The organism is Rhizobium sp. Root491, from assembly GCF_001427205.1.
In the GTDB taxonomy this organism is placed as follows: domain Bacteria; phylum Pseudomonadota; class Alphaproteobacteria; order Rhizobiales; family Rhizobiaceae; genus Agrobacterium; species Agrobacterium tumefaciens.
Genome location: NZ_LMFF01000018.1, coordinates 188,632 through 207,575, shown reverse-complemented (window position 1 = coordinate 207,575; position 18,944 = coordinate 188,632). Strand labels below are relative to the sequence as shown.

Below are 18,944 nucleotides of genomic sequence, written 5' to 3'. Positions count from 1 at the left end.
CGTCGAGTCGACGCATAGCCCTATGAATAACAGGAGTTGTAATCCGGTGCTTGATGCCACGGACCTTCATGCGAGTTACGGACACATCCCCGTATTGCAGGGCCTGTCTGCCCGCTTTCAAACCGGCCGCGTCACAGCGCTGGTCGGACCCAACGGCTGTGGCAAGTCGACGCTGTTGAAGACGATCATGGGTTTCGTGCCTTTATCATCAGGCAGGATAAGCCTCGGTGACCGCCTGATCGGCGCGATCGGACGCCGCGAACTCGCCCGCCGCATCTCCTATCTGCCGCAGGAATGCCATTGCCCTGACTATATGACGCTTGGCGAATTGATCGAGCTTGCGGGTTATGCGCGCTACGGGCTTGGCGGCGGTCCATCCGAACGCGACCGGGCGCTTTTTGCCGAAGCGCTGAAGACCGTCGGGCTGGAAGACAAGGCCAGGGCGCAGGTCAACACGCTGTCCGGCGGCCAGCGCCAGCGCGCCTTCATCGCCATGGTGCTCGCTCAGGACACGGAGGTGATCCTGATGGACGAGCCGGTCAACCATCTCGACATGAAATATCAATATGCCGTCCTCAGCCTCGTGCGCGAACTGACGGACAGGCACGGCAAAACTGTTATCGTCGTGCTGCATGATCTCAACCTCGCCTCAACCTTCGCCGATGACGTCATCATGCTGAAAGCCGGACGGGTTCTCGCCTCCGGGCCTGTTGCGAATACCGTCACATCAGCCAATGTGGCCGACGTCTTTGATCTCGAGGCCGACATATTTTCCCGGCAGGGGCGGCTCATCTGCGTGCCGCGGCTGGAGCGGCAGGAACAGGCCATTCCGGCATGACATCTAAAATAATGCTGATCTTTGCCGCCGCGATCTTGCTGGCCGTTGTTCTCGTCATCAACTTCGTGCTGATGACTGGCGACCTGCCACTTGCCGAAATCGCGACGACGCTCCTGCATGGCGAGGCCGAAACCTATGAACAGTCGGTTCTCCTCTATCAGCAAATCCCGCGCTCACTGATTGCGATCTATGTCGGCGCCACCACGGCCGTCAGTGGCTGCGTGCTGCAGGGGCTTGCCCGCAATCCTCTCGCCTCGCCCTCCACCCTGGGCCTGAATGCCGGTGCGACGCTTTTTGTGGTCGCCGGTGCGCTGGTGTTCGATTTCTCGCCCGAAATACAGGGGCTCATCGCGCTTATCGGCGCCGGCTTCGGCTTTGGCGCCTGCTTCCTTGTTGCCCGGCTGGCCGGGCGGTCAAACGATCCGCGCGGCCTGTCGCTCATCCTGTCCGGTGCGCTTGTCTCCATGCTGCTGATCGGCATCACCAATGCCCTCCTTTTGTCAAACCCCACACGTCGCGCCGAATTCCTGAGCTGGATCGGCGGCAATATCAACCACGTCTATGCCGAGCGCCTCACCGATTTCTGGTGGATTGGCGCCATTGCGATGGTGATGCTCTGGTCGGTCGCCCGCCCGCTGACGCTGGTTCTGCTGGGTGCGGAAAAAGCCGCCTCCGCCGGCGTCAACGTCACGCGCGTTTCCCGGATCGCACTTTTCGCCACCATGCTGGCCTCCGGCTCGGCGGTGGCCATCTGCGGTCCCATCGGCTTCGTCGGCCTCATCGTTCCGCATATGGTCCGGCCGCTGGTCGGGGTGAATTTCACGCTCGCTTTAACCGCTTCCGCCCTTGTCGGGGCGAGTCTGTGCGTGGTGGCCGATCTCGGCGCGCAAACCCTGTTCAGGCCGTATGTGGTCAGTACCGGACTGTTCATGGACCTGCTTGGCGGCCTCGTCTTCATCGTCATCGTCAAGCGCTTCTATCTTTCGCCTTCGGCCAATAAACTGTCATGAAGAGGGCTGTCATGAAAAGGCAACTGGCCACCGATGGCAAAGCGGTCCTGCGGCTGCCGAGCGGTCTGCAGATCGGCATCGGCAACCTAAAGGCCGGCCTTGCACTGATCCTGCTGGCGTTGGTGCTGGCCGCCATTTCCATTAGTCTCGGAAATACACAGACCGGTCTCATTGACCTCCTGCGCGGCGTTTCCGGCGGGCATTTGAGCGACGATCAGGCCTATGCGCTGTGGACGGTGCGGCTGCCGCGCATCCTGCTTGGTTTCATGGCCGGATGGAGCGTTGCGCTGGCCGGGGCCATGCTGCAATCGGTCGCCCGCAATCCGCTTGCCGATCCCGGCCTGTTCGGTCTGAGCCAGGGATCAATGACCACCATCATGCTGCTTCTGGTGCTGGTGCCGGCGGCGCCCAAGACCATGGTGGCGCTTGCGGCCGTCGGCGGCGGCCTTGCGGTAGCTTTCCTGCTCATCGCGCTCGTGGGGCGCGAACGTTCCAGCGGGCTCGCCATCCTGCTGATGGGCATCGCAATCGAATCCGCCCTTTCATCAGTCTCATCAGTGCTTTTGCTCTACACGCCAACGGAAACATCGCTGTCGCTTGCAGACTGGATGGCGGGTTCGCTGTTTCAGGCCAGCTGGCCGATCATCCTCGTATTCGCGCCTCTTTTCGCGGTCAGCCTTGTGGGCATTTTCCTCATCGGCCGGGCGCTTGCAGTCTTTGATCTCGGTAACGAGATGGCCATGGCGCTCGGCGAAACGGTCAAACGCTCGCGCCCGCTCGTCATCGTTTTTGCGGTCATCCTCAGCTCCGCTTCCGTCACCGCTGTCGGCCCCTTGACCTTTCTCGGCGTCATCGCCCCGCATCTCGCCACCTTCGTGTCGCCCGCCGTCGGTCGCGCCAGGCTTTTCCTGTCGGGGCTGACGGGCGGCATTCTGGTGGTGACCGCCGATACGCTTTCGCGTGGGCTGTTGGCCGATACGCCGATGCCGATAGGCCTTGCGCTGACGCTGATCGGAGTGCCGCTTTTCATCCTCACGCTGCGCCTGCAGGCGCTGCGCAGAACCAACCGCCACTGAAGAAATTGAACAAAGGTTATGCCATGCGATTTGCCATCCTCGTAGCAGCACTTCTGACCGCCGGAAGCAGCCTTGCCGCAGAGCGAACCGTCACCGATGCCGCCGGCCGCACGGTCTCCATCCCCGAGCAGCCGCAGCGCATTGTCGTCATGCACGAACCGCTGCTGGGCGTGCCGCTGATGGATCTTGGCGCCAACGTGGTAGGCGCCTATGGCCGCAACAGCGACGGTAAATTCGCAACCGCCGTTGATTTCATCGACACCGTTCTCGGTGAAGGCCGCACGAAACCGAAAGGTTTCGGCGCGGTGGGTCAGATCGATCTCGAAAAGCTGAGAGCGCTGCAACCTGACCTGATCGTCGCCACGGAAATGGACAGCGGCAAGGCCGAGCAGCTTTCCACCATCGCGCCCGTCTATCTGCAGAAGGTAAGCACTGGCCACACCTATGGCTTCAGCGTCGAAGAGAATCTTTCGGGTCTCGTTGGCAGAAGTGACGCTTTTGCCGAGCGCCGGAAGACCTATGACGAGAAACTCGCCACCGTCAAAAAAGCACTCGGCGAAGACGCAAAAGGCAAGACCTATCTCGCAATTCTGCTGACCGACCAGATCAACGCGGTCGGCGACATGTCCGGTGCGGTGCAGGCGCTCGAGGATCTGGGTTACGCACGGCTGAAAATCGACAACGCAACCTCGTCGGGTGGGCTGGGTTCCACCCTGGCGATGCCGCTCAGTGCCGAGGGTTTTGGCAAGCTCAACCCGGATCTGCTGGTGGTGATGAACAGCTATAACAGCCCCGCCCGAGGCGAAGCCGGAACGCGCGCCGCACTTGAAAAGATCATTCCCGGCTGGGAACGCTTCGTCAAACCGGCGCGTGACGGCCGGATCGTCTTCCTCGATTCCAGCCGGGTCACGACGCCGTCCATCCCAAGCGCGCTGCACACGCTGGACGCGGTGGAAAGCTGGGCAGGCCGCCGTTAAACGCCTTTTCGACAAGCGCAATTCCGGCGCAAACCATGCGCCGGACATAAACTTGAGTTTTTGAAGAAACTTATATTGCGACGGCCGGAACCGCCTGTTATGGTTTGCGCATCTTGACACAACGACGTCGGATCTCCCGCCGGAAAACTCCGGTGCGCGATTGTCCGGCATGCCGATCCGGGACAGCGAAACTGCCGATCCCCATCGGCGATATCCCAGGGAAGACAGCAACATGAGCATTGCACAAAGCATCGAAACCGGCGTTCCGGACCGGACCCCCAAACGCCATCGTTACGCCGTCAAGCTACGCTGCCTTGACGTGGCCCGCGTGGAAAAACTCAGCCGGTCCATGGTGCGCATCGTATTGACCGGGCCTGAGCTTGAAGGCTTTGCCAGTCTCGGTTTTGATGACCACGTCAAGATGTTCTTCCCGCTTCCCGGCGAAACCGAACCTAACCTGCCGGTGATCGGCCCGAACGGCCTCGAATTTCCCGAAGGCGCGCCGCGCCCGCTCGCACGCGATTACACGCCGCGCAGCTTCGATGCCGAGAAGGGCGAACTCGCCATCGATTTCGCCACGCACCATGATGGCCCCGCCAGCAACTGGGCAAAATCCGCCAGGGTGGGCGACAAGGCATGGATTGCAGGCCCGCGCGGCTCGTTCACCATTCCCTTCACCTTCGACTGGCATCTGCTGATTGCCGACGATACCGGCCTTCCCGCCCTTGCACGGCGACTGGAAGAAATGCCCGAGGGCACCCGCGTCGTCGCCCTGATCGAAGTTGAGACGGAGGCTGATCGCTTGGACCTCGCCACGAAAGCTGACGCGTCGATCATCTGGGTAACGCAGGAGGCCGCGGGCGGCGCCGATCACGACGCCCTGACGGAGGCGCTGCGTACGCTTGAACTGCCTGAGGGCGATTTCTTCAGCTGGGTCGCCTGCGAATCGAAAGCGGCGAAAGACCTGCGCGCCATTCTGATCGGCGAGTACGGCGCGAACCCCAAATGGACGCGCGCTTCCGGCTACTGGCGGCGCGGGGCAAGCGGCGTTCACGATCATTTCGATGAATGAACCGGCAATCGCGGCGACTGGCAAGCTGGAGGCGGACATGACGACGACGGAACTCAAAGCCCATCTTGCCAAGGTTCTGGACGATGAGGTGGGACATATCGGCCCGAACGCCAACCTGTTCGGCTGCGGACTTCATTCCCTCGCTCTCATGCGCCTGATCCCGCCGCTTTCGCAGCTCGCCGGCACGCGACTTCACTATGACGATCTCGCCCGTCAGCCCACGCTTGCCGCCTGGCAGGCGCTGATCGAGCAGTCGCGCGCGGGCTGCTGATCCCCGCAAGAGGGGACTTTTCCCGCCAAGCGCGACGTACCTCAACATTATACTTCCAAGGAGAGGACCATGGCAGCAGATAATTCGCGCATGCTTGCGCGCCGCATCGAACAAACCTTCGACAATGCGGACGAAGCCCCACGGAGCGGATCGCAGCCAAGCCAATATGAGGAGCGGGTCTGGTTCCAGCAGTTTCAGGACCCCGATCAGGTCTTCCGGCATATTCTCACCTACCGCATCGGCGGCGAGAGCGACCTTCTGCGCCTGACATCGGCACTGGAGACGGTTTGCGAGGCATGGCCCGAACTGCGCGTGCGGTTTTCCTTTGGAGAAGACGGCACCCTTGCCAAGAGCGTAGAGGCCCCTTCGGCATCTCTCGTGCAACTGTTTCAGACGGCATCGAAAGACGAAGCGGTGGCCCTTCTGCACGACCTTCAGGCAAGCCCGTTCGACGCGGAAATCGATCCGCCGTTTCAGGCCATCGTGCTCTTGAGCGAAGGAGAGGTACTGCTGGCGCTTCTGGTGCATGGCCTGCTTGGTGAATCCCTCTCGCCGCAGATTTTGCTGGGCGCTGTTGCCGCAGCCTATGCTGGCGAGGCACCAAAGCCGCTTTCGCCACGCATCACCGAAAACGCCATCGTCAATCCAGTTCCGCTCCCCTGGCTGCAAGGACCGGCCTCCAGCACGCCCGTCGTCTCTCTCCGAAATAACGGGACCAAGCCGGCGAGCCACTGCCACGGCGTCTATCTTCCGGCCGCTCTGCTGGAGCTAGGCGGTTCGGCCGCAACGGACGCGCTTCTGGCACGCACCGGCGCCCGTTTCGCGCTTTTTCTGGCGACCAATGGCGATCTCGACACTGTTACCCTGCGCCTGCCCCTGCAACCCGGGAACGAGGCCGGCCTGCCGCTGCCAGTAGATGCGGTCGCCCGCGTCTCGATCTCACGTAGCCAGTCGCCGCAGGAGGCCGAAAAAGCCGTGCTGGCTGGGTTGGCCCGACATGGCGAACACAACGACGAGGTTGCCACCTTCACGCTTCAGACGCTGCCAACATCGGCTGAAACCTCATCCGTCGAGCGGCTCCGGTTCGAGCGCCTGCCGCTCCCCTCTCTCCAGTCCGGCCTTGGCCTGACGCTCGCTGCCGGCAGCACGGTTGATGGCCACATCCGTCTGGAACTGACCGGCGGCAAAGAGGCCTCGCCGCATGCGACGGCATTCCTGCTGGAGCGTTTCATCGCCCATCTCGAAGGCGGTGCGGATTTTTCCAGCATTACGCATCACCCCTCGTCCGCAGGGCCGGAGGCTGCAGCATCCCTGCCCGCCGCCTCCCGCTCCAGCGACGACGAGACTGCCGCGACAATTCTTGCCGAATTCCGCGAAGCGCTTGCGTCGCCAGACATGGGACCGGATGACGATTTCTTCGATTTTGGCGGCCATTCGCTGATCGCGACCCGCATCATCGGACGCCTCTTGAGCAATCACGGCATTGAGCTGCGTTTCAACGACCTGTTCAGCTATCCCACCGCCGCATCGCTCGCAAAACAGGCGACACGTCTCGAAACCGCCGCACCGGCACAGGCGGAAGCAACCGCGACCGGCTCGCTGACGGCACCGCTTTCGCTTGCGCAGATGTCGCTCTGGAAAGCCTATGCCGCCTTCGGTTTCGGCGAGATTTTCAACATCCCCTTCGCGCTCGATTTCCTCGATCCGGTGGATGAGAGCGCTTTCGAATGTGCATTCCTCGATATTATCGAGCGTCATCCCGGCCTGCGAACCCATTTTTACGTCGAAGATGGGACGGTTCTGCAAAAGATCGTGCCGATGCACGACCTGCCCGGCTACAAGTGGTTCTGGACGAGTGAGGAAAGCGAAGGCGTGGACCGGCATACGGAAGCGTCCTGGCGGTTCGACCTTGCCCGCGAATTGCCGATGCGGCTGCGTTTCCTGCGCAATCCCCAAACCGGCGGCCAGGTGCTCTCTTTCCTCTTCCACCATATCGTACTGGACGAATGGTCGGTAAACCTGATGATGGACGAGTTGACCGAGGCCTATAGGGCAAGAGCCACCGGCAAGGCTCCCGTCTTTGCGAGCAAGCCCGCACCCTTCCATGAATTCGCCAGAAAACAGGTGGCATCCGGCGTCAACGGCGACCACCTTGTCTACTGGACCGATATGCTGCGGGACGCACCGAAGGGCCTGGTCCTCACCGGACAGAACAGCACGCCGACAGATGCTGCACACGACGAGGCGCCGGCGGGCGGCTGGATCGAGTTCAAGCTGGAAAAACACGTCAGCGACGGACTTTACGCCATCGCCAAGCAGAACAGCGCTTCCCTGTTCAACGTCGTTTATGCCGCGATCGCCGCGTCGCTGCGCCATCTGGGCGGGTTGAGCGATCTCGTGGTCGGCACATCGGCGTCCGGGCGCACCGACAGCGGCTATTTCGATACGATCGGCTATTTCACCACGGTCGTTGCCCATCGTGTGCGTTTCCGCGAGGAGATGACGGTCGGCGAACTGATCTCCTCGGTGAAGAACACGGTCAACGGCTCTCTTGAACACAGCGAAATCCCGATCGATCTCGTCGAAGAGGCGCTTGGCATGACACCGGGTCGAGATCATCTGTTCGAGGTATTCATCCAGATCCACGCCAAGAACAAGCTGAACGGCACGCTTTCAGGACCGGACGGCAAAGCTGTCGAGTTCCGACAGATCGATCCCGACAAGCACGAATCCATGCTGGGGCTGCAATTCGAGGTGATGGAAGAAACGATTGGCGGAGAACGCTCCATCCGCGTGTTGATGAGCTACCGCTCCGACCGTTACGGCCCCGAGGATGTCGACCGGCTGCGCACGACCACCAGCGGCGTCTTCAGCCGTTTCGCCGAAGCAGGCGCTTCGGGCCGTGTGCTGACCACGTTAGCCTGAGTGCTGGCCAGGCTTCCCAATAAACCCGGCTCCGCATGGCGGCGCCGGGTTTTGCTTTTTAACAAATGTCCGGAAAGCTCTCTTCCGTCATGCTCGGGCCTGTCCCCAGCATCTGCGACGTCTGGATTTAATTGGACGTGATCGGATCCTTGGGACAAGCCCAAGGATGACGTTGTGTGGGAGGACAGCATGTCACCCCATCAGGCAGGGTTTTGCATAACGGAGCCGGGTTTATCACATCCGCACCCAGTCACTTCCGACCAAATGCAGAGTGACGGCAGAAAGGTTTCCGTCCCCTTCTTGCAGAGTACCCGGCTTCTCAAACCGCCAGACGGAAGGCCGCGGAAACCTCTTCGGCCGGAGCCGCCAGCGCCTCGTCGCGCAGCATGGCATGCAGAAACAGCGGCAACTCCTCGCGGTAACGCGCGAAATCGTCGGCTTCGGTCAGTGCGGAATCCGCGTCGATATGCAGGTTCAGATCACTGCCGTCATCCTCGCCACGGAAGGTCAGGTTGAACCCGTCGCCCGGACCATTGGCGAGAATGTGCCTGATAACGGCAAGCCCTGCAAATACCGGCGCGCTGAAGGGCAGGACGTTGATAAGCGGTGAGAAGAAAAACCGCCGGCCCTTTGATATGTTGCGATCGGCGGCGATCTGTTCGATGCGGTAGCGGCCATGCAGGCGTTGCCGGCGCAGATTGGCGGCATTGCGCGCAAGGAAGCTACCAAGGCTCTCCTGCGGTTCTATCGTCAGATGGAAAGGCAGGATATTGACGAGCATGGCGGGCATATGCGCGCCGACACTGCCCCAGCGGCTCATGAAGGGCAGCCACAGCGTCAGCACATCGCGATCCGGGCGCGGCAATACGCGGTGAAGATAAAGGCCTGAAAGCAGCACCAGAAGGTCCGGCCAGCCTATCTCCAGTGCGCCGGATATCTGTTGCAGTCTTGTGCTGAAACCTTCCGGCAACCCCGCATCGGCATGCAGGCCGCCGCCACCGTAATCCTCGCAATCCTTGTCCAGCACGGGCAGATACACCGGCGGCGCGAGATAGACCGTCCAGAACTCGCGGTCCTTTTCGAAACGGCGGCTTTGCCGGTAAGCGTCCTCTTCGGCAAGAAAACTGGGGAAAGGATGGAAATCCGGACCCGCCTCGCCCTTGCCGCAATAGTGCCCGTAAAGCTGCCCGCAGCGCTGCTCCACCAGCGTAAGACCATAACCGTCGACGACGATATGATGGGCACGGATATACCAGAGGTAGCGATCGTCGGCGATGCGGTAAAGCACCTGGGCGGAGAGCTTGTCGGTTCGAAGATCAAGCCCTGCCTCGACATCCGCGTTCATGCGCCCCAGCGCTTCCTCGAAAGGCGCCGGATGGGCACGGAGATCGACAAGCTCGACCATCGGAGCGTGGAGCGGATCGCAGCATTGCTGCGGCGTCTCGCCATCCTCACCGACGCGAAAACGGATCGACAGAACTTCCGATTCGCGCACGGTGCGCCTGATTGCCTCAAGCAGAGCGCCTTCGTTCACGGCACCGGAAAGCTCGATGTAATGGGCGACGGTGGAGACCGGCTCGTCGGGATGGAAGGAAAACTCCTCCCAAAAATCGAGTTGCGGCTGGGTCAGGGGAAGCCAGCCGCCGGCAGAATCGATATGCGCCATCTGTTTTTCCTTGAATTATTTCCGTGATTTGGGCCGCAATAACGCGGCTCATGCCGCCGAAGCGGGTAAAAGCGAACTGACCTGTTTGGCGTTTCGGCAACGCAGGAGTTGCTGCGGCGAAAGCTCCACGCCGAAGGCGCTGCGAATTTCGGCCGAGACGGTTTTCAGATGCGAAGGCAAGAGGCCAAGCGCCAGCAGATCGCTGCTCGTGTCCACATTCGCCGGGTTTTTGCCCAGTACGCCGAGATAGATATCCAGCACCCGGCGATCACCCTGATCTGCGACTGTTACAGCCGCAGGTGCCTTTGCCGGTTCCACTGCCGTCAGCAATTCGCGGGCGCGGCGGCGATCCGGCTTGCCATTGGCCGAGAGCGGCAGATCGGCCACATTGAGAAAGCGGCCGGGCACATGCGATTCCGGCAGATGCCTGCGGGCAAAATTGCGCAGATCGGCGGCGGAAAGCTCAATGCCGGGCATCGGAACATAAAGCACGCCGATAGCAGCCTCCCCCTTTTGCTCGGCACCGTAATCCACCACCAGTAAACGCTGGATGGAGGGGTGGCGGATGAGTTCATTTTCCACATCCGGCAGCGAGACCCGCACCCCGCGCACCTTGACGTAACCGTTGACGCGGCTGGCGAACATGATCTTGCCATCCGGCCGGTAACGGCCCCTGTCTCCGGTGCGAAAAGCGCGCACCGCATGTCCATCCGTATCGCTGACCGTCACGAAATCCGTCTGGGTAATGGCGCCATCTTCCAGATAGCCGATCGCCACATTCACGCCCACTGTGTGGATGCGCCCGACAACGCCCGTCGGGCAATGGCCGCCCTGATCATTGAGGATGAAATAGCGATTGCTTGGTAAGGGATGCCCGTAGGGTATCGCCGTGGTATCGGCTGTCACGATCTCGTGCCAGATGCTCCAGATGGTCGTTTCCGTCGGCCCGCCCAGCGATATCAGCCGAAGTTCAGGTTTCAGCCGGCGCAACTCCTCGATGACCACGGGCTTGATGTAATCACCGCCCTGCGCGACGAGCCGGAGCGAGCCGAGCTGGTCGCCACGATGGCAGGACAGGAGCATCTCAAGGATCGCCGGCACCGAGCACCACAGCGTAACGCCGTGTTCGGCCACCAACTCGTTCCAGCGCACTGCATCCTTCTCCTCGCCAGGTTCCGGCAGCACCAGTGTCGCACCGGCGGCAAGCGACCCAAAAACATCGAAGACCGACATGTCGTGGTGCAAGGGCGTGACGGAGATGAAGACGTCATTTTCCGTCACCGCCCATTCCGAAAGCGTGCTGCCGATGACATTGGCCGTGGCCCTGTTAGAGAGCACGACGCATTTCGGCTTGCCAGTGGTACCGGAGGTATAGAGGTAATAAGCGGGTGCTTCGCTTGCTGAAAGTGCCGCCAGTTCCGCCGCGTTAACGGGCACGCCGGAGGCGGCTGGCGCTGCGAGAAGCTGCTCGGGACCGACAGCGTCGAATCCTTGCGGAACGGAACGGGCAACGATCATGGCCGGGCGGCAATTGGTCAGCAGATAGTGCAGGCGATCTTCCGGCGAGCTCGCATCGATCGGCACCCAAATGGCGCCGATAAGTGCAGCGGCGAGCGTGACGGCTGCGTGCTCCGGGCTGCGCGGCAGGCACACCGCTACGACATCGCCCCGGCCAATGCCGCGCGTCTTAAGGCCCGCCATCGCCCGCGCCACCGCGTCGCCAAGTTCGTGATAGGAGATGCGCCGTTTGCCGTTGATCAGGGCCGTGCGCGATCCGTCTCCTTTGAAAAGATGCGAGGCGATCCGTTCCAGGAATGGCGGGCAGACGAAGTTCCGCTCGTCGCCATTCAGCCGATAGTGAGACAGGTCGACGATCTCGCGGAAATTCATCGAAAACGTCCCGCTGGCGGTGATCGCGGTAATCGCACGCTCTATGGCGCCGAGAATGTCCGCCACCATTGCGGCATCGATCGCCTGCTCCGCATAGTCGATAGCAAGGACGAGATCGCCATCCGGGTTTTGCGAAAAACGGAAATCCAGCGCGACTTGGGGCGTCTGGGTAAGCCCGTCAGTCCAACGAAGCGTCGAAGCTTGCGAGAGCGTTGGCCATGAAAGGCCGTTGGTGATGACTACAGGCAGGGCGAGCCCGCCGGGATTGGCGTTGAGAAGGATGCGATTGAGATCGATCCCCGAAAAAGCCAGATGATTGAGGCCCTCAAGCACATCCGTTTGCAAAGCTGCGGCCCGCTCCGCAAAATCGCCCTTGGCCGCGTCCCATTTGACTGCGATGAAGCTCGAGCGATTGGCAAAGGCGCCTTCCACCTGCGGGGCAACGGGAATGCCGACGACGAGAGCGCCTTCGTTCAGCCAAAGCGAGAGCACATCGAGGATTACCGCCGTCAGCGCCGAATTTTTGAACAGCCGCTCTTTTGCGCCGATCCGTGAAAAGGCGGTAAAGCGTTGTTTTTCCACGGTTAGGCTCTGGCGGCTGTAACGCGAAACGGCAATGGTTTCGAGCGGGGCTTTCCAAGGCAGTTGCGAGGGCACTTCCGCACCCTCAAGTTTCTCAGCCCAGTATGCGGCATCCTCGGCACGGGCCGCTGCTACATCTTGCTGCGCGGCGGGGGCTGCGACGGCTGATGCGGGCGGCACGACATCATCGAAGAGTTCCGCCGCAAGGCTGGCTATTCCCCGTCCATCGAGAATGAGGGCGTCGAAGCGCAGGAAGACCGCCACGCTGTCCCCCACCGCAATTTCCGGCAGACGAAACACCGTGACCTGCCAGGGAGAAGCGGCAAGATCGAAATGGGCATGGGAGAAATCCTGCCGCACGGTGCCGATCCGCTGTTCGGCTTCGGCAACGGACAGGTCCGAAAGATCAAGAATATCAAGGTTTAGCTTCGGCTCATCCGAGACCACCTGCACCAGACGCCGCTCATCGATGTGGGTGCGCAGGCTTTCATGCCGCTCGACCATTGCGGTAAGGCGCGAGCGAAGCAATGCGGGATCGATATTGCCGCGATATTCGCGGAACTCCTGCATCGCCACGCCGCTCAGCGGCAGATGGGTGCCGCGACCGAGCAGATAGGCCTTTTGCAAGGCTGAGAGTGGCCGTTCCATGGATTTTCCTTTTGTCTGCGCTGTCGCTTCCGGCGCTTGCAAGCCTAATCGCTCCACGGTCTCGGAAACGAGATCGGGGCTAGCGGCAAGGTGGCGAAGAAGGGCGGTATAGGCGTCGAACAGGGCTCGCAGCCAGCTTTCCGGCAGCGCATCGAGCCGAACATCCCAGTTGATCAAAAGCCCGCCATCGAGCGCTGCGACCTGCGCATCCAGCGCAACTCCAGGCCCCTGCGAGACGGTGTGGATCATCGGGCCGAACACGCGCCCCACATTTTCCGAAAACAACTCGCCCCCGGGCAAATCGACACCCGCGGTAAAGACAACCGGTGAGGTCTGCAAACCGCCGCGCAGGCGGGAAAGGTCGCGCATGGCGCTGACCCCGGGATAGGACTGGTGCGCCAGGAGCCCGTTCATCTCTCCGAACAGCCGTCCAAGCAGTCGCTCAAGGCTTTCCTCAGGCCGGATATCAACGCCAAGCATGAGCACATTGGAGAATTCGCCGACGATGGCATCGACCCCTTCCACCAGCGGCGCGCGCCAGAAAGCCGGCACGGAAAGCCGGAACTTTTCCGTATTCGTCGCTTGCGAAAGCACCACTGTAAAGACACCAAGCAACAGGGTCGACGTGGTCACGCCGCAGCGCCGCGCCACCCGTTCCAGACTGCTGCGTTCAGCCGGAGAAAGTCTTGCTGAAAGGCGATCGGTGTGAACGGCGCGTGACGGATCCTCGGGCAAAAACGGCAATGGCGGTGCCTCCGGAATATCGGCAATATGTTGCCGCCACCACAGCCGGTCCCTTTCACGCTGGGCTTTGAGTTCCGGATCGGATGCAAGACGTTCCGCCCAGCTGAAAAACGATGGTGGTGTATCCCCCAATGGCTCGAGTTCGTCCGCGTCGGCTTCATAAAAGCGGGCGAGATCTTCCAGCACGATACGTATACTGGCGGGATCGATGGCCAACATGTCGGTATCCACATGCAGCCTGGCGCGACCTGCGGGCAGCAGGCTGAGCGACACTGCCGCCGGCGGGGCAACGCGCAGATCGATCTGGCGATGGCTCCACTCCTCACGTTTGGCGGCAAGACGGTGCGCAAGCGCCTCCTCATTGAGAGACGCCATGTCCTCCACGTCGAGGCGGAGCGGCCGGCCGGCGGGGTCCACCGTCTGTCGCCCTTCCGCATCGATCCTGAGGCTGAGCATGGGGTGACGCCGGCAAAGCCTTTCGACCGCGACGGCCAGTCTTTTCGCCTCCAGCCCCCTGCCTTCGAACTCGAGATAGAGATGCGGCGTAACTTTTCCGAGTATCCCGTCCGCCTCTCGGCCGACCCAGTAGGCAACCTGCATGGGGGTTAAATTTAGCATGTGAATTTGCACCGATTGACAAAACATGATTATCATAATCAAGTATAAGCCACCGTCAACCACTCGCACAGGAGGCATCCCATGAAAACGGGAGCACTCAGGACGAATGACGTCGATTCCGACGAAATTACTGATTTTGATAGAGAATTTCTTTTCACTTCCGGCTCGGGCGAACTGCGTGCCAGAGGCATTCGCGAAAGGATAACGATTCCTGCCCATGGCGCCGAAGACGCGGGAAGCCCTTTGCAGAAGGCGATAAAGGCCGCTTTTGAGAGGGCGCGCAGGGCCGGACAGGACAATCCCATCGCCATTGGCGCCATCCCCTTCGACGTCAACGAGCCATCCTGCTTGTACATTCCCAACAACCATGAGTGGAATACAAAGGGTATCGCTTCGATCTCGACTGATTCGGCCATGCCAGCGCTTGTCGGCCAGAACAGCCTGCCCGATGAAAATGGTTTCAAGCGCGCCGTCGAGCATGCCATCGTCAATTTCCGCCATTCAGATGTCCGCAAGGCAGTGCTTTCGGTCATGCGCGAACTGACCTTCGCCTCCGAGGTCAATGTCGAAAGATTGCTGGCCAGCCTCGCCAAACAGAACCGCGAGGGTTACCAGTTTCGCATTCCGCTGCCCGATGGCGGCGATCTGATCGGCGTGAGCCCCGAACTCCTCATCCGCAAGCAGGGTGAAAAAGTCATCTCGAACCCGCTCGCGGGCTCGGCAAAACGCATGGCTGACCCGGTGGCGGACAAGGCCAATGCAGACCGGCTTTCGGCTTCGGAAAAAGACCATTACGAGCATAGCCTCGTGATCGAGGATATACGCTCGCTGCTTACGCCTTGCTGCACTGAAATCGACGTTCCCGAAAAACCCTCCCTCATCAACACGGCCGCTCTCTGGCATCTTTCGACGCGCATCGAGGGTCGCCTTGCTGATCCTGAGACCAATTCGCTGCAACTCGCGTGCCTGCTGCATCCCACACCTGCTGTTTGCGGTTTCCCCACCGAGCGTGCCCGCAGGCTTATTCGCTTCGTCGAGCCTTTCGAGCGTGGGCTGTTCACCGGCATGGTCGGCTGGACGGATGCCGAGGGTAACGGCGAATGGGTGGTGACAATCCGTTGCGGCACCGTGCAACGGCAAACCGTGCGGCTGTTCGCAGGCGCCGGCATCGTTGAAGCCTCGGAACCCGAATCCGAGTGGGCCGAGGTGCAGACCAAGCTCAAGACCATGCTGAACGCCTGCGGTCTTTCTGCCTAATTTTCCCAGGGACACACCATGACAATCGAATTTGAACGCTGGCCCGAAGATCTGGCGCGCCGATACCGCGACCGCGGCTACTGGATCGACAGACCGCTCAGCGACATCCTCACCCAGCAGGTGGAACTTCGGCCGGACGCGACCGCGCTGATCTGCGGCGACCGCCGCTTCACCTATGCCGATCTCGACCGGCAATCTTCCGATCTTGCCGGGCATCTGGCTGCCGCCGGGATCGGCAGGGGCGATACGGCACTGGTGCAATTACCAAATATCGCGGAGTTCTATCTCGTCTTTTTCGCTCTGATGAAAATCGGCGCTGCACCCGTCAATGCGCTTTTCAGCCATCGCCGGCTGGAAATGACCTCCTATGCGGAACAGATTGCGCCAAAGCTGGTGATCGGCTCGCGTTCCCACGAGCTTTTTGCCAATGACACGTTTCTGGAGGCGCTGAAGCTTACCTCTCCGCAGCTTGCCGTGACGCTGCTGCTTGGTGAGGCGGAACCGCAGCGCAGCCTCGAACAATGGCTCTCATCACCCGCCGAAAATGCGCCGCATTACGGCCCTTCGGCAGCCGATGAGGTAGCGTTGTTCCAGCTTTCCGGCGGCAGCACCGGAACACCGAAACTGATCCCCCGCACGCATAACGACTATGACTACAGCGCCCGGGCCAGTGCGGAAATCTGCGAGCTGACGCCGCAGACCCGTTTCCTCTGCGCCATTCCGGTGGCGCATAATTACCCCATGAGTTCGCCGGGTGCGCTTGGCGTGTTCCACGCTGGCGGCACCGTGGTAATGGCGGCCAATCCCGAGCCGCTGGCCTGCTTCGACCTCATCGAAAAACATGGCATCGACATTGTGCCTCTGGTGCCGCCGGCCGTGGCGCTGTGGTTACAGGTGGCGCCCGCCCATCGCGAACGGCTGAAATCCCTCAAGCTGCTGCAGGTCGGCGGCGCAAGCTTTGCTGAAGCTTTAGCCCGTCAGGTGCCGCAGGTGCTGGGTTGCGCCCTCCAGCAGGTCTTCGGCATGGCGGAAGGTCTGGTGAACTATACCCGCGCCGGTGATCCCGACCATATTGTCTTCACCACGCAAGGGCGGCCGATCAGCCCGGATGATGAGATCCGCATCGTTGACGAGGACGGCAACGACGTCCCAGAAGGCGAAGCTGGCATGCTGGCGACGCGCGGCCCCTATACGTTTCGCGGATATTACCGCGCCGCCGAGCACAGCGCGCGCGTCTTCGACAACCAGGGTTTTTATTATTCCGGCGATGTCGTTCAGCGCACGCCCGAAGGTTACCTGCGGGTGGTTGGCCGGGTGAAGGACCAAATCAATCGCGGCGGCGAGAAGGTCGCATCGGAAGAGGTGGAAAACCTGATCCTGCAGCATCCGGATGTGACGCATGCCGCACTGGTGGCGATGCAGGACGAACTCCTCGGTGAAAAAAGCTGCGTCTTCGTCGTTTCCCGCAATCCCGCTCTCAAGGCACCGGCCATCCGCCAGCACCTCTCTGGTCTGGGTGTTGCGGACTACAAGCTGCCGGATCGGGTGCGTTTCATCGACACCATGCCGCTTACTGCCGTCGGCAAGATCGACAAGAAACGTCTGCGCGACATGCTCGCAGCGCCAATCCCGGCGTAATTGAGCGTGCACGCCCCAACCATTTGAAAATTGCGTGTCGCCCATGCCGATGCGCCAAACCATCGAGGTCAATATGACGATCCCCACCATTTCCGATTATCCGATGCCGGTCGCAGCAAGCTTTCCGGCCAACAAGACCAAATGGCAGCCGGACGCCAAGCGCGCCGTGCTGCTCATCCACGACATGCAGCGTTATTTCCTGCGGTTCTACGAGGCCGACGGCAGGTTGATGACAACCCTCATCGACAATCTTGCAAAGGTAAAGGCATGGGCGGTTCAGAACGGCGTGCCGGTCATCTACACCGCCCAGCCGCACGATCAGCCTGCCGCCGACCGCGCGCTTCTGAACGACATGTGGGGACCGGGCCTGACCGTGGTCGACCCGGAGTTGCAGAAGGTCGTGGACAAGCTTGCGCCGACGCCCGACGATGTGGTGCTGACCAAATGGCGCTACAGCGCCTTCCAGCGTTCAGACCTTGCCGAGCGCATGAAGGGGTGGGGCCGCGACCAGATCATCATCGGCGGCGTCTATGCCCATATCGGCTGCATGATGACGGCTGTTGAAGCCTTCATGAAGGATATTCAGCCCTTCATGCTGGGTGATGCCGTCGCCGATTTTTCCGAAGCCGAACACCGCATGGCGCTGCAATATGTGGCAACACGCTGCGGCGTGGTGATCGACACTGCAAGCCTTGCCGGCGCGGGAGAGACCACCGATATCAGCGAATGGCTGAAGGCTCGCGTCCTGCAAATGGTGGAGGACGAGAGCGACATCGACCCGGATGAGAACCTGATCTTCTATGGGCTGGATTCGCTGCAGGTGATGAAGCTTGCCGGCGAACTGAAGGAACGCGGCGTCATCGTGGGCTTCGAAGAGCTTGCCCGCGTACCGACGCTTTCTGCCTGGTGGGCGCTGATCGAAGAAAAGCGGCTCGCGGCCTGAGCGGACGGACAAGATGATGCAGAACAGATTTAACGGGCGGCGCGTGCTGGTGACGGGTGCCGCGCAGGGCATCGGCCGCCGCATCGCCGAGCGTTTCACCGAGGAAGGGGCCGAGGTCATCGGCCTTGACCTCATTGCCAATGCAACCGATGCAACCTTCCGCCAGGTCACGCTCGACATCACAGACGCGGCGGCAGTGGAGGCGGCGAGCAAGGCGATCGAGAAGGAATGGGGCGGGCTGGACATTCTCGTCAACGCCGCCGGCATCCTCCGGCTCGGCGACAGCGAAAGCCTGACGCCGCAGGACTGGAACGCCTGCATGGATGTCAATGCTGCGGGGCCGTTCTACCTGCTGCGGCAATGGAGCGGCGTCTTCAAGCGGCAGCGGCGCGGGGCAATCGTCAACATTGCCTCCAACGCCGCCGTTGTACCGCGCATCGGCATGCTCGCCTATTGTGCTTCCAAGGCCGCACTCGTCAGCCTCAGCCATTGTGCAGCACTTGAACTCGCGCCCTATGGCGTGCGCTGCAATGTGGTGTCACCCGGCTCCACCGATACGCCGATGCTGGCCGGCATGCTGCACGATCCCAGCGGCAAACAGCGACTGGTCGCCGGTCTTCCCGAGCAGTTCAAGCTCGGTATTCCGCTCGGCAAAATCGCGCGGCCGGACGACATCGCCGACACGGTGCTGTTCCTCGCCTCCGATCAGGCAGGCCATGTGACGATGCAACAGATCGTAGTCGATGGCGGCGCCACGCTTGCCGCCTGAGCATCGGTCCGCGTGATGAG

The 18,944-nt window shown here is 61.3% G+C and carries 13 protein-coding genes; 11 read left to right on the top strand and 2 right to left on the bottom strand.

Translation table 11 applies throughout. The features are described 5' to 3' along the window. The first annotated feature begins 22 nt into the window (after positions 1 to 22). From ASD46_RS23990 to ASD46_RS23960, 7 genes are all read left to right on the top strand, one after another. Entirely contained in the window at positions 23 to 838 is an 816-nt protein-coding gene (locus tag ASD46_RS23990; protein ID WP_034502490.1) for an ABC transporter ATP-binding protein, read from the top strand. After that, positions 835 to 1,848, top strand: coding sequence for a FecCD family ABC transporter permease (locus tag ASD46_RS23985; protein ID WP_060642885.1), 1,014 nt, complete (start codon positions 835 to 837; stop codon positions 1,846 to 1,848). Before ASD46_RS23990 ends, ASD46_RS23985 begins: the two co-directional genes overlap by 4 nt. Positions 1,849 to 1,859: 11 nt before the next feature. Continuing rightward, the gene (locus ASD46_RS23980; protein ID WP_060642884.1) at positions 1,860 to 2,924 is read left to right on the top strand and encodes a FecCD family ABC transporter permease; all 1,065 of its coding nucleotides are present in this window, start codon (positions 1,860 to 1,862) and stop codon (positions 2,922 to 2,924) included. Between the two features lie 23 nt (positions 2,925 to 2,947). Further along, a complete protein-coding gene (locus ASD46_RS23975; RefSeq protein ID WP_060642907.1) occupies positions 2,948 to 3,901 on the top strand; it encodes an ABC transporter substrate-binding protein in 954 nt (317 codons plus the stop codon). A gap of 232 nt (positions 3,902 to 4,133) precedes the next feature. Further along, the gene (locus tag ASD46_RS23970; protein ID WP_013762282.1) at positions 4,134 to 4,973 is read left to right on the top strand and encodes a siderophore-interacting protein; all 840 of its coding nucleotides are present in this window, start codon (positions 4,134 to 4,136) and stop codon (positions 4,971 to 4,973) included. Continuing rightward, on the top strand, positions 4,966 to 5,244 hold the full coding sequence (locus ASD46_RS23965) for a phosphopantetheine-binding protein (RefSeq protein ID WP_060642883.1): 279 nt from the start codon (positions 4,966 to 4,968) through the stop codon (positions 5,242 to 5,244). The genes ASD46_RS23970 and ASD46_RS23965 overlap by 8 nt, the downstream gene beginning before the upstream one ends. A 69-nt stretch (positions 5,245 to 5,313) precedes the next feature. Beyond that, the gene (locus tag ASD46_RS23960; protein WP_060642882.1) at positions 5,314 to 8,169 is read left to right on the top strand and encodes a condensation domain-containing protein; all 2,856 of its coding nucleotides are present in this window, start codon (positions 5,314 to 5,316) and stop codon (positions 8,167 to 8,169) included. A gap of 319 nt (positions 8,170 to 8,488) precedes the next feature. On the opposite strand, the gene ASD46_RS23955 is transcribed toward ASD46_RS23960, so the two are convergent. Both ASD46_RS23955 and ASD46_RS23950 read right to left on the bottom strand, forming a co-directional pair. Continuing rightward, complete coding sequence (locus tag ASD46_RS23955; RefSeq protein ID WP_060642881.1) at positions 8,489 to 9,835, bottom strand: condensation domain-containing protein; 1,347 nt, start codon at positions 9,833 to 9,835, stop codon at positions 8,489 to 8,491. 48 nt (positions 9,836 to 9,883) lie between these two features. Further along, on the bottom strand, positions 9,884 to 14,317 hold the full coding sequence (locus ASD46_RS23950) for an amino acid adenylation domain-containing protein (RefSeq protein WP_082546254.1): 4,434 nt from the start codon (positions 14,315 to 14,317) through the stop codon (positions 9,884 to 9,886). A gap of 81 nt (positions 14,318 to 14,398) precedes the next feature. Here ASD46_RS23950 and ASD46_RS23945 point away from each other — a divergent pair, with 81 nt between their 5' ends. The 4 genes from ASD46_RS23945 to dhbA all read left to right on the top strand — a co-directional run bounded on the left by ASD46_RS23945 (position 14,399) and on the right by dhbA (position 18,924). After that, positions 14,399 to 15,574 carry an isochorismate synthase MenF gene (locus ASD46_RS23945; RefSeq protein ID WP_060642879.1) on the top strand — a complete coding sequence of 392 codons (1,176 nt, stop codon included), beginning with the start codon at positions 14,399 to 14,401 and terminating at the stop codon, positions 15,572 to 15,574. An 18-nt stretch (positions 15,575 to 15,592) separates the two neighbouring features. Then, the gene (locus ASD46_RS23940; protein ID WP_060642878.1) at positions 15,593 to 17,212 is read left to right on the top strand and encodes a (2,3-dihydroxybenzoyl)adenylate synthase; all 1,620 of its coding nucleotides are present in this window, start codon (positions 15,593 to 15,595) and stop codon (positions 17,210 to 17,212) included. Between the two features lie 73 nt (positions 17,213 to 17,285). Beyond that, positions 17,286 to 18,155 (top strand): isochorismatase, encoded by an 870-nt coding sequence (locus ASD46_RS23935; RefSeq protein WP_038495882.1) that lies wholly within the window; start codon positions 17,286 to 17,288, stop codon positions 18,153 to 18,155. Positions 18,156 to 18,168: 13 nt separating this feature from the next. Next, on the top strand, positions 18,169 to 18,924 hold the full coding sequence (dhbA, locus tag ASD46_RS23930) for a 2,3-dihydro-2,3-dihydroxybenzoate dehydrogenase (protein WP_060642877.1): 756 nt from the start codon (positions 18,169 to 18,171) through the stop codon (positions 18,922 to 18,924). Positions 18,925 to 18,944: the final 20 nt, after the last annotated feature.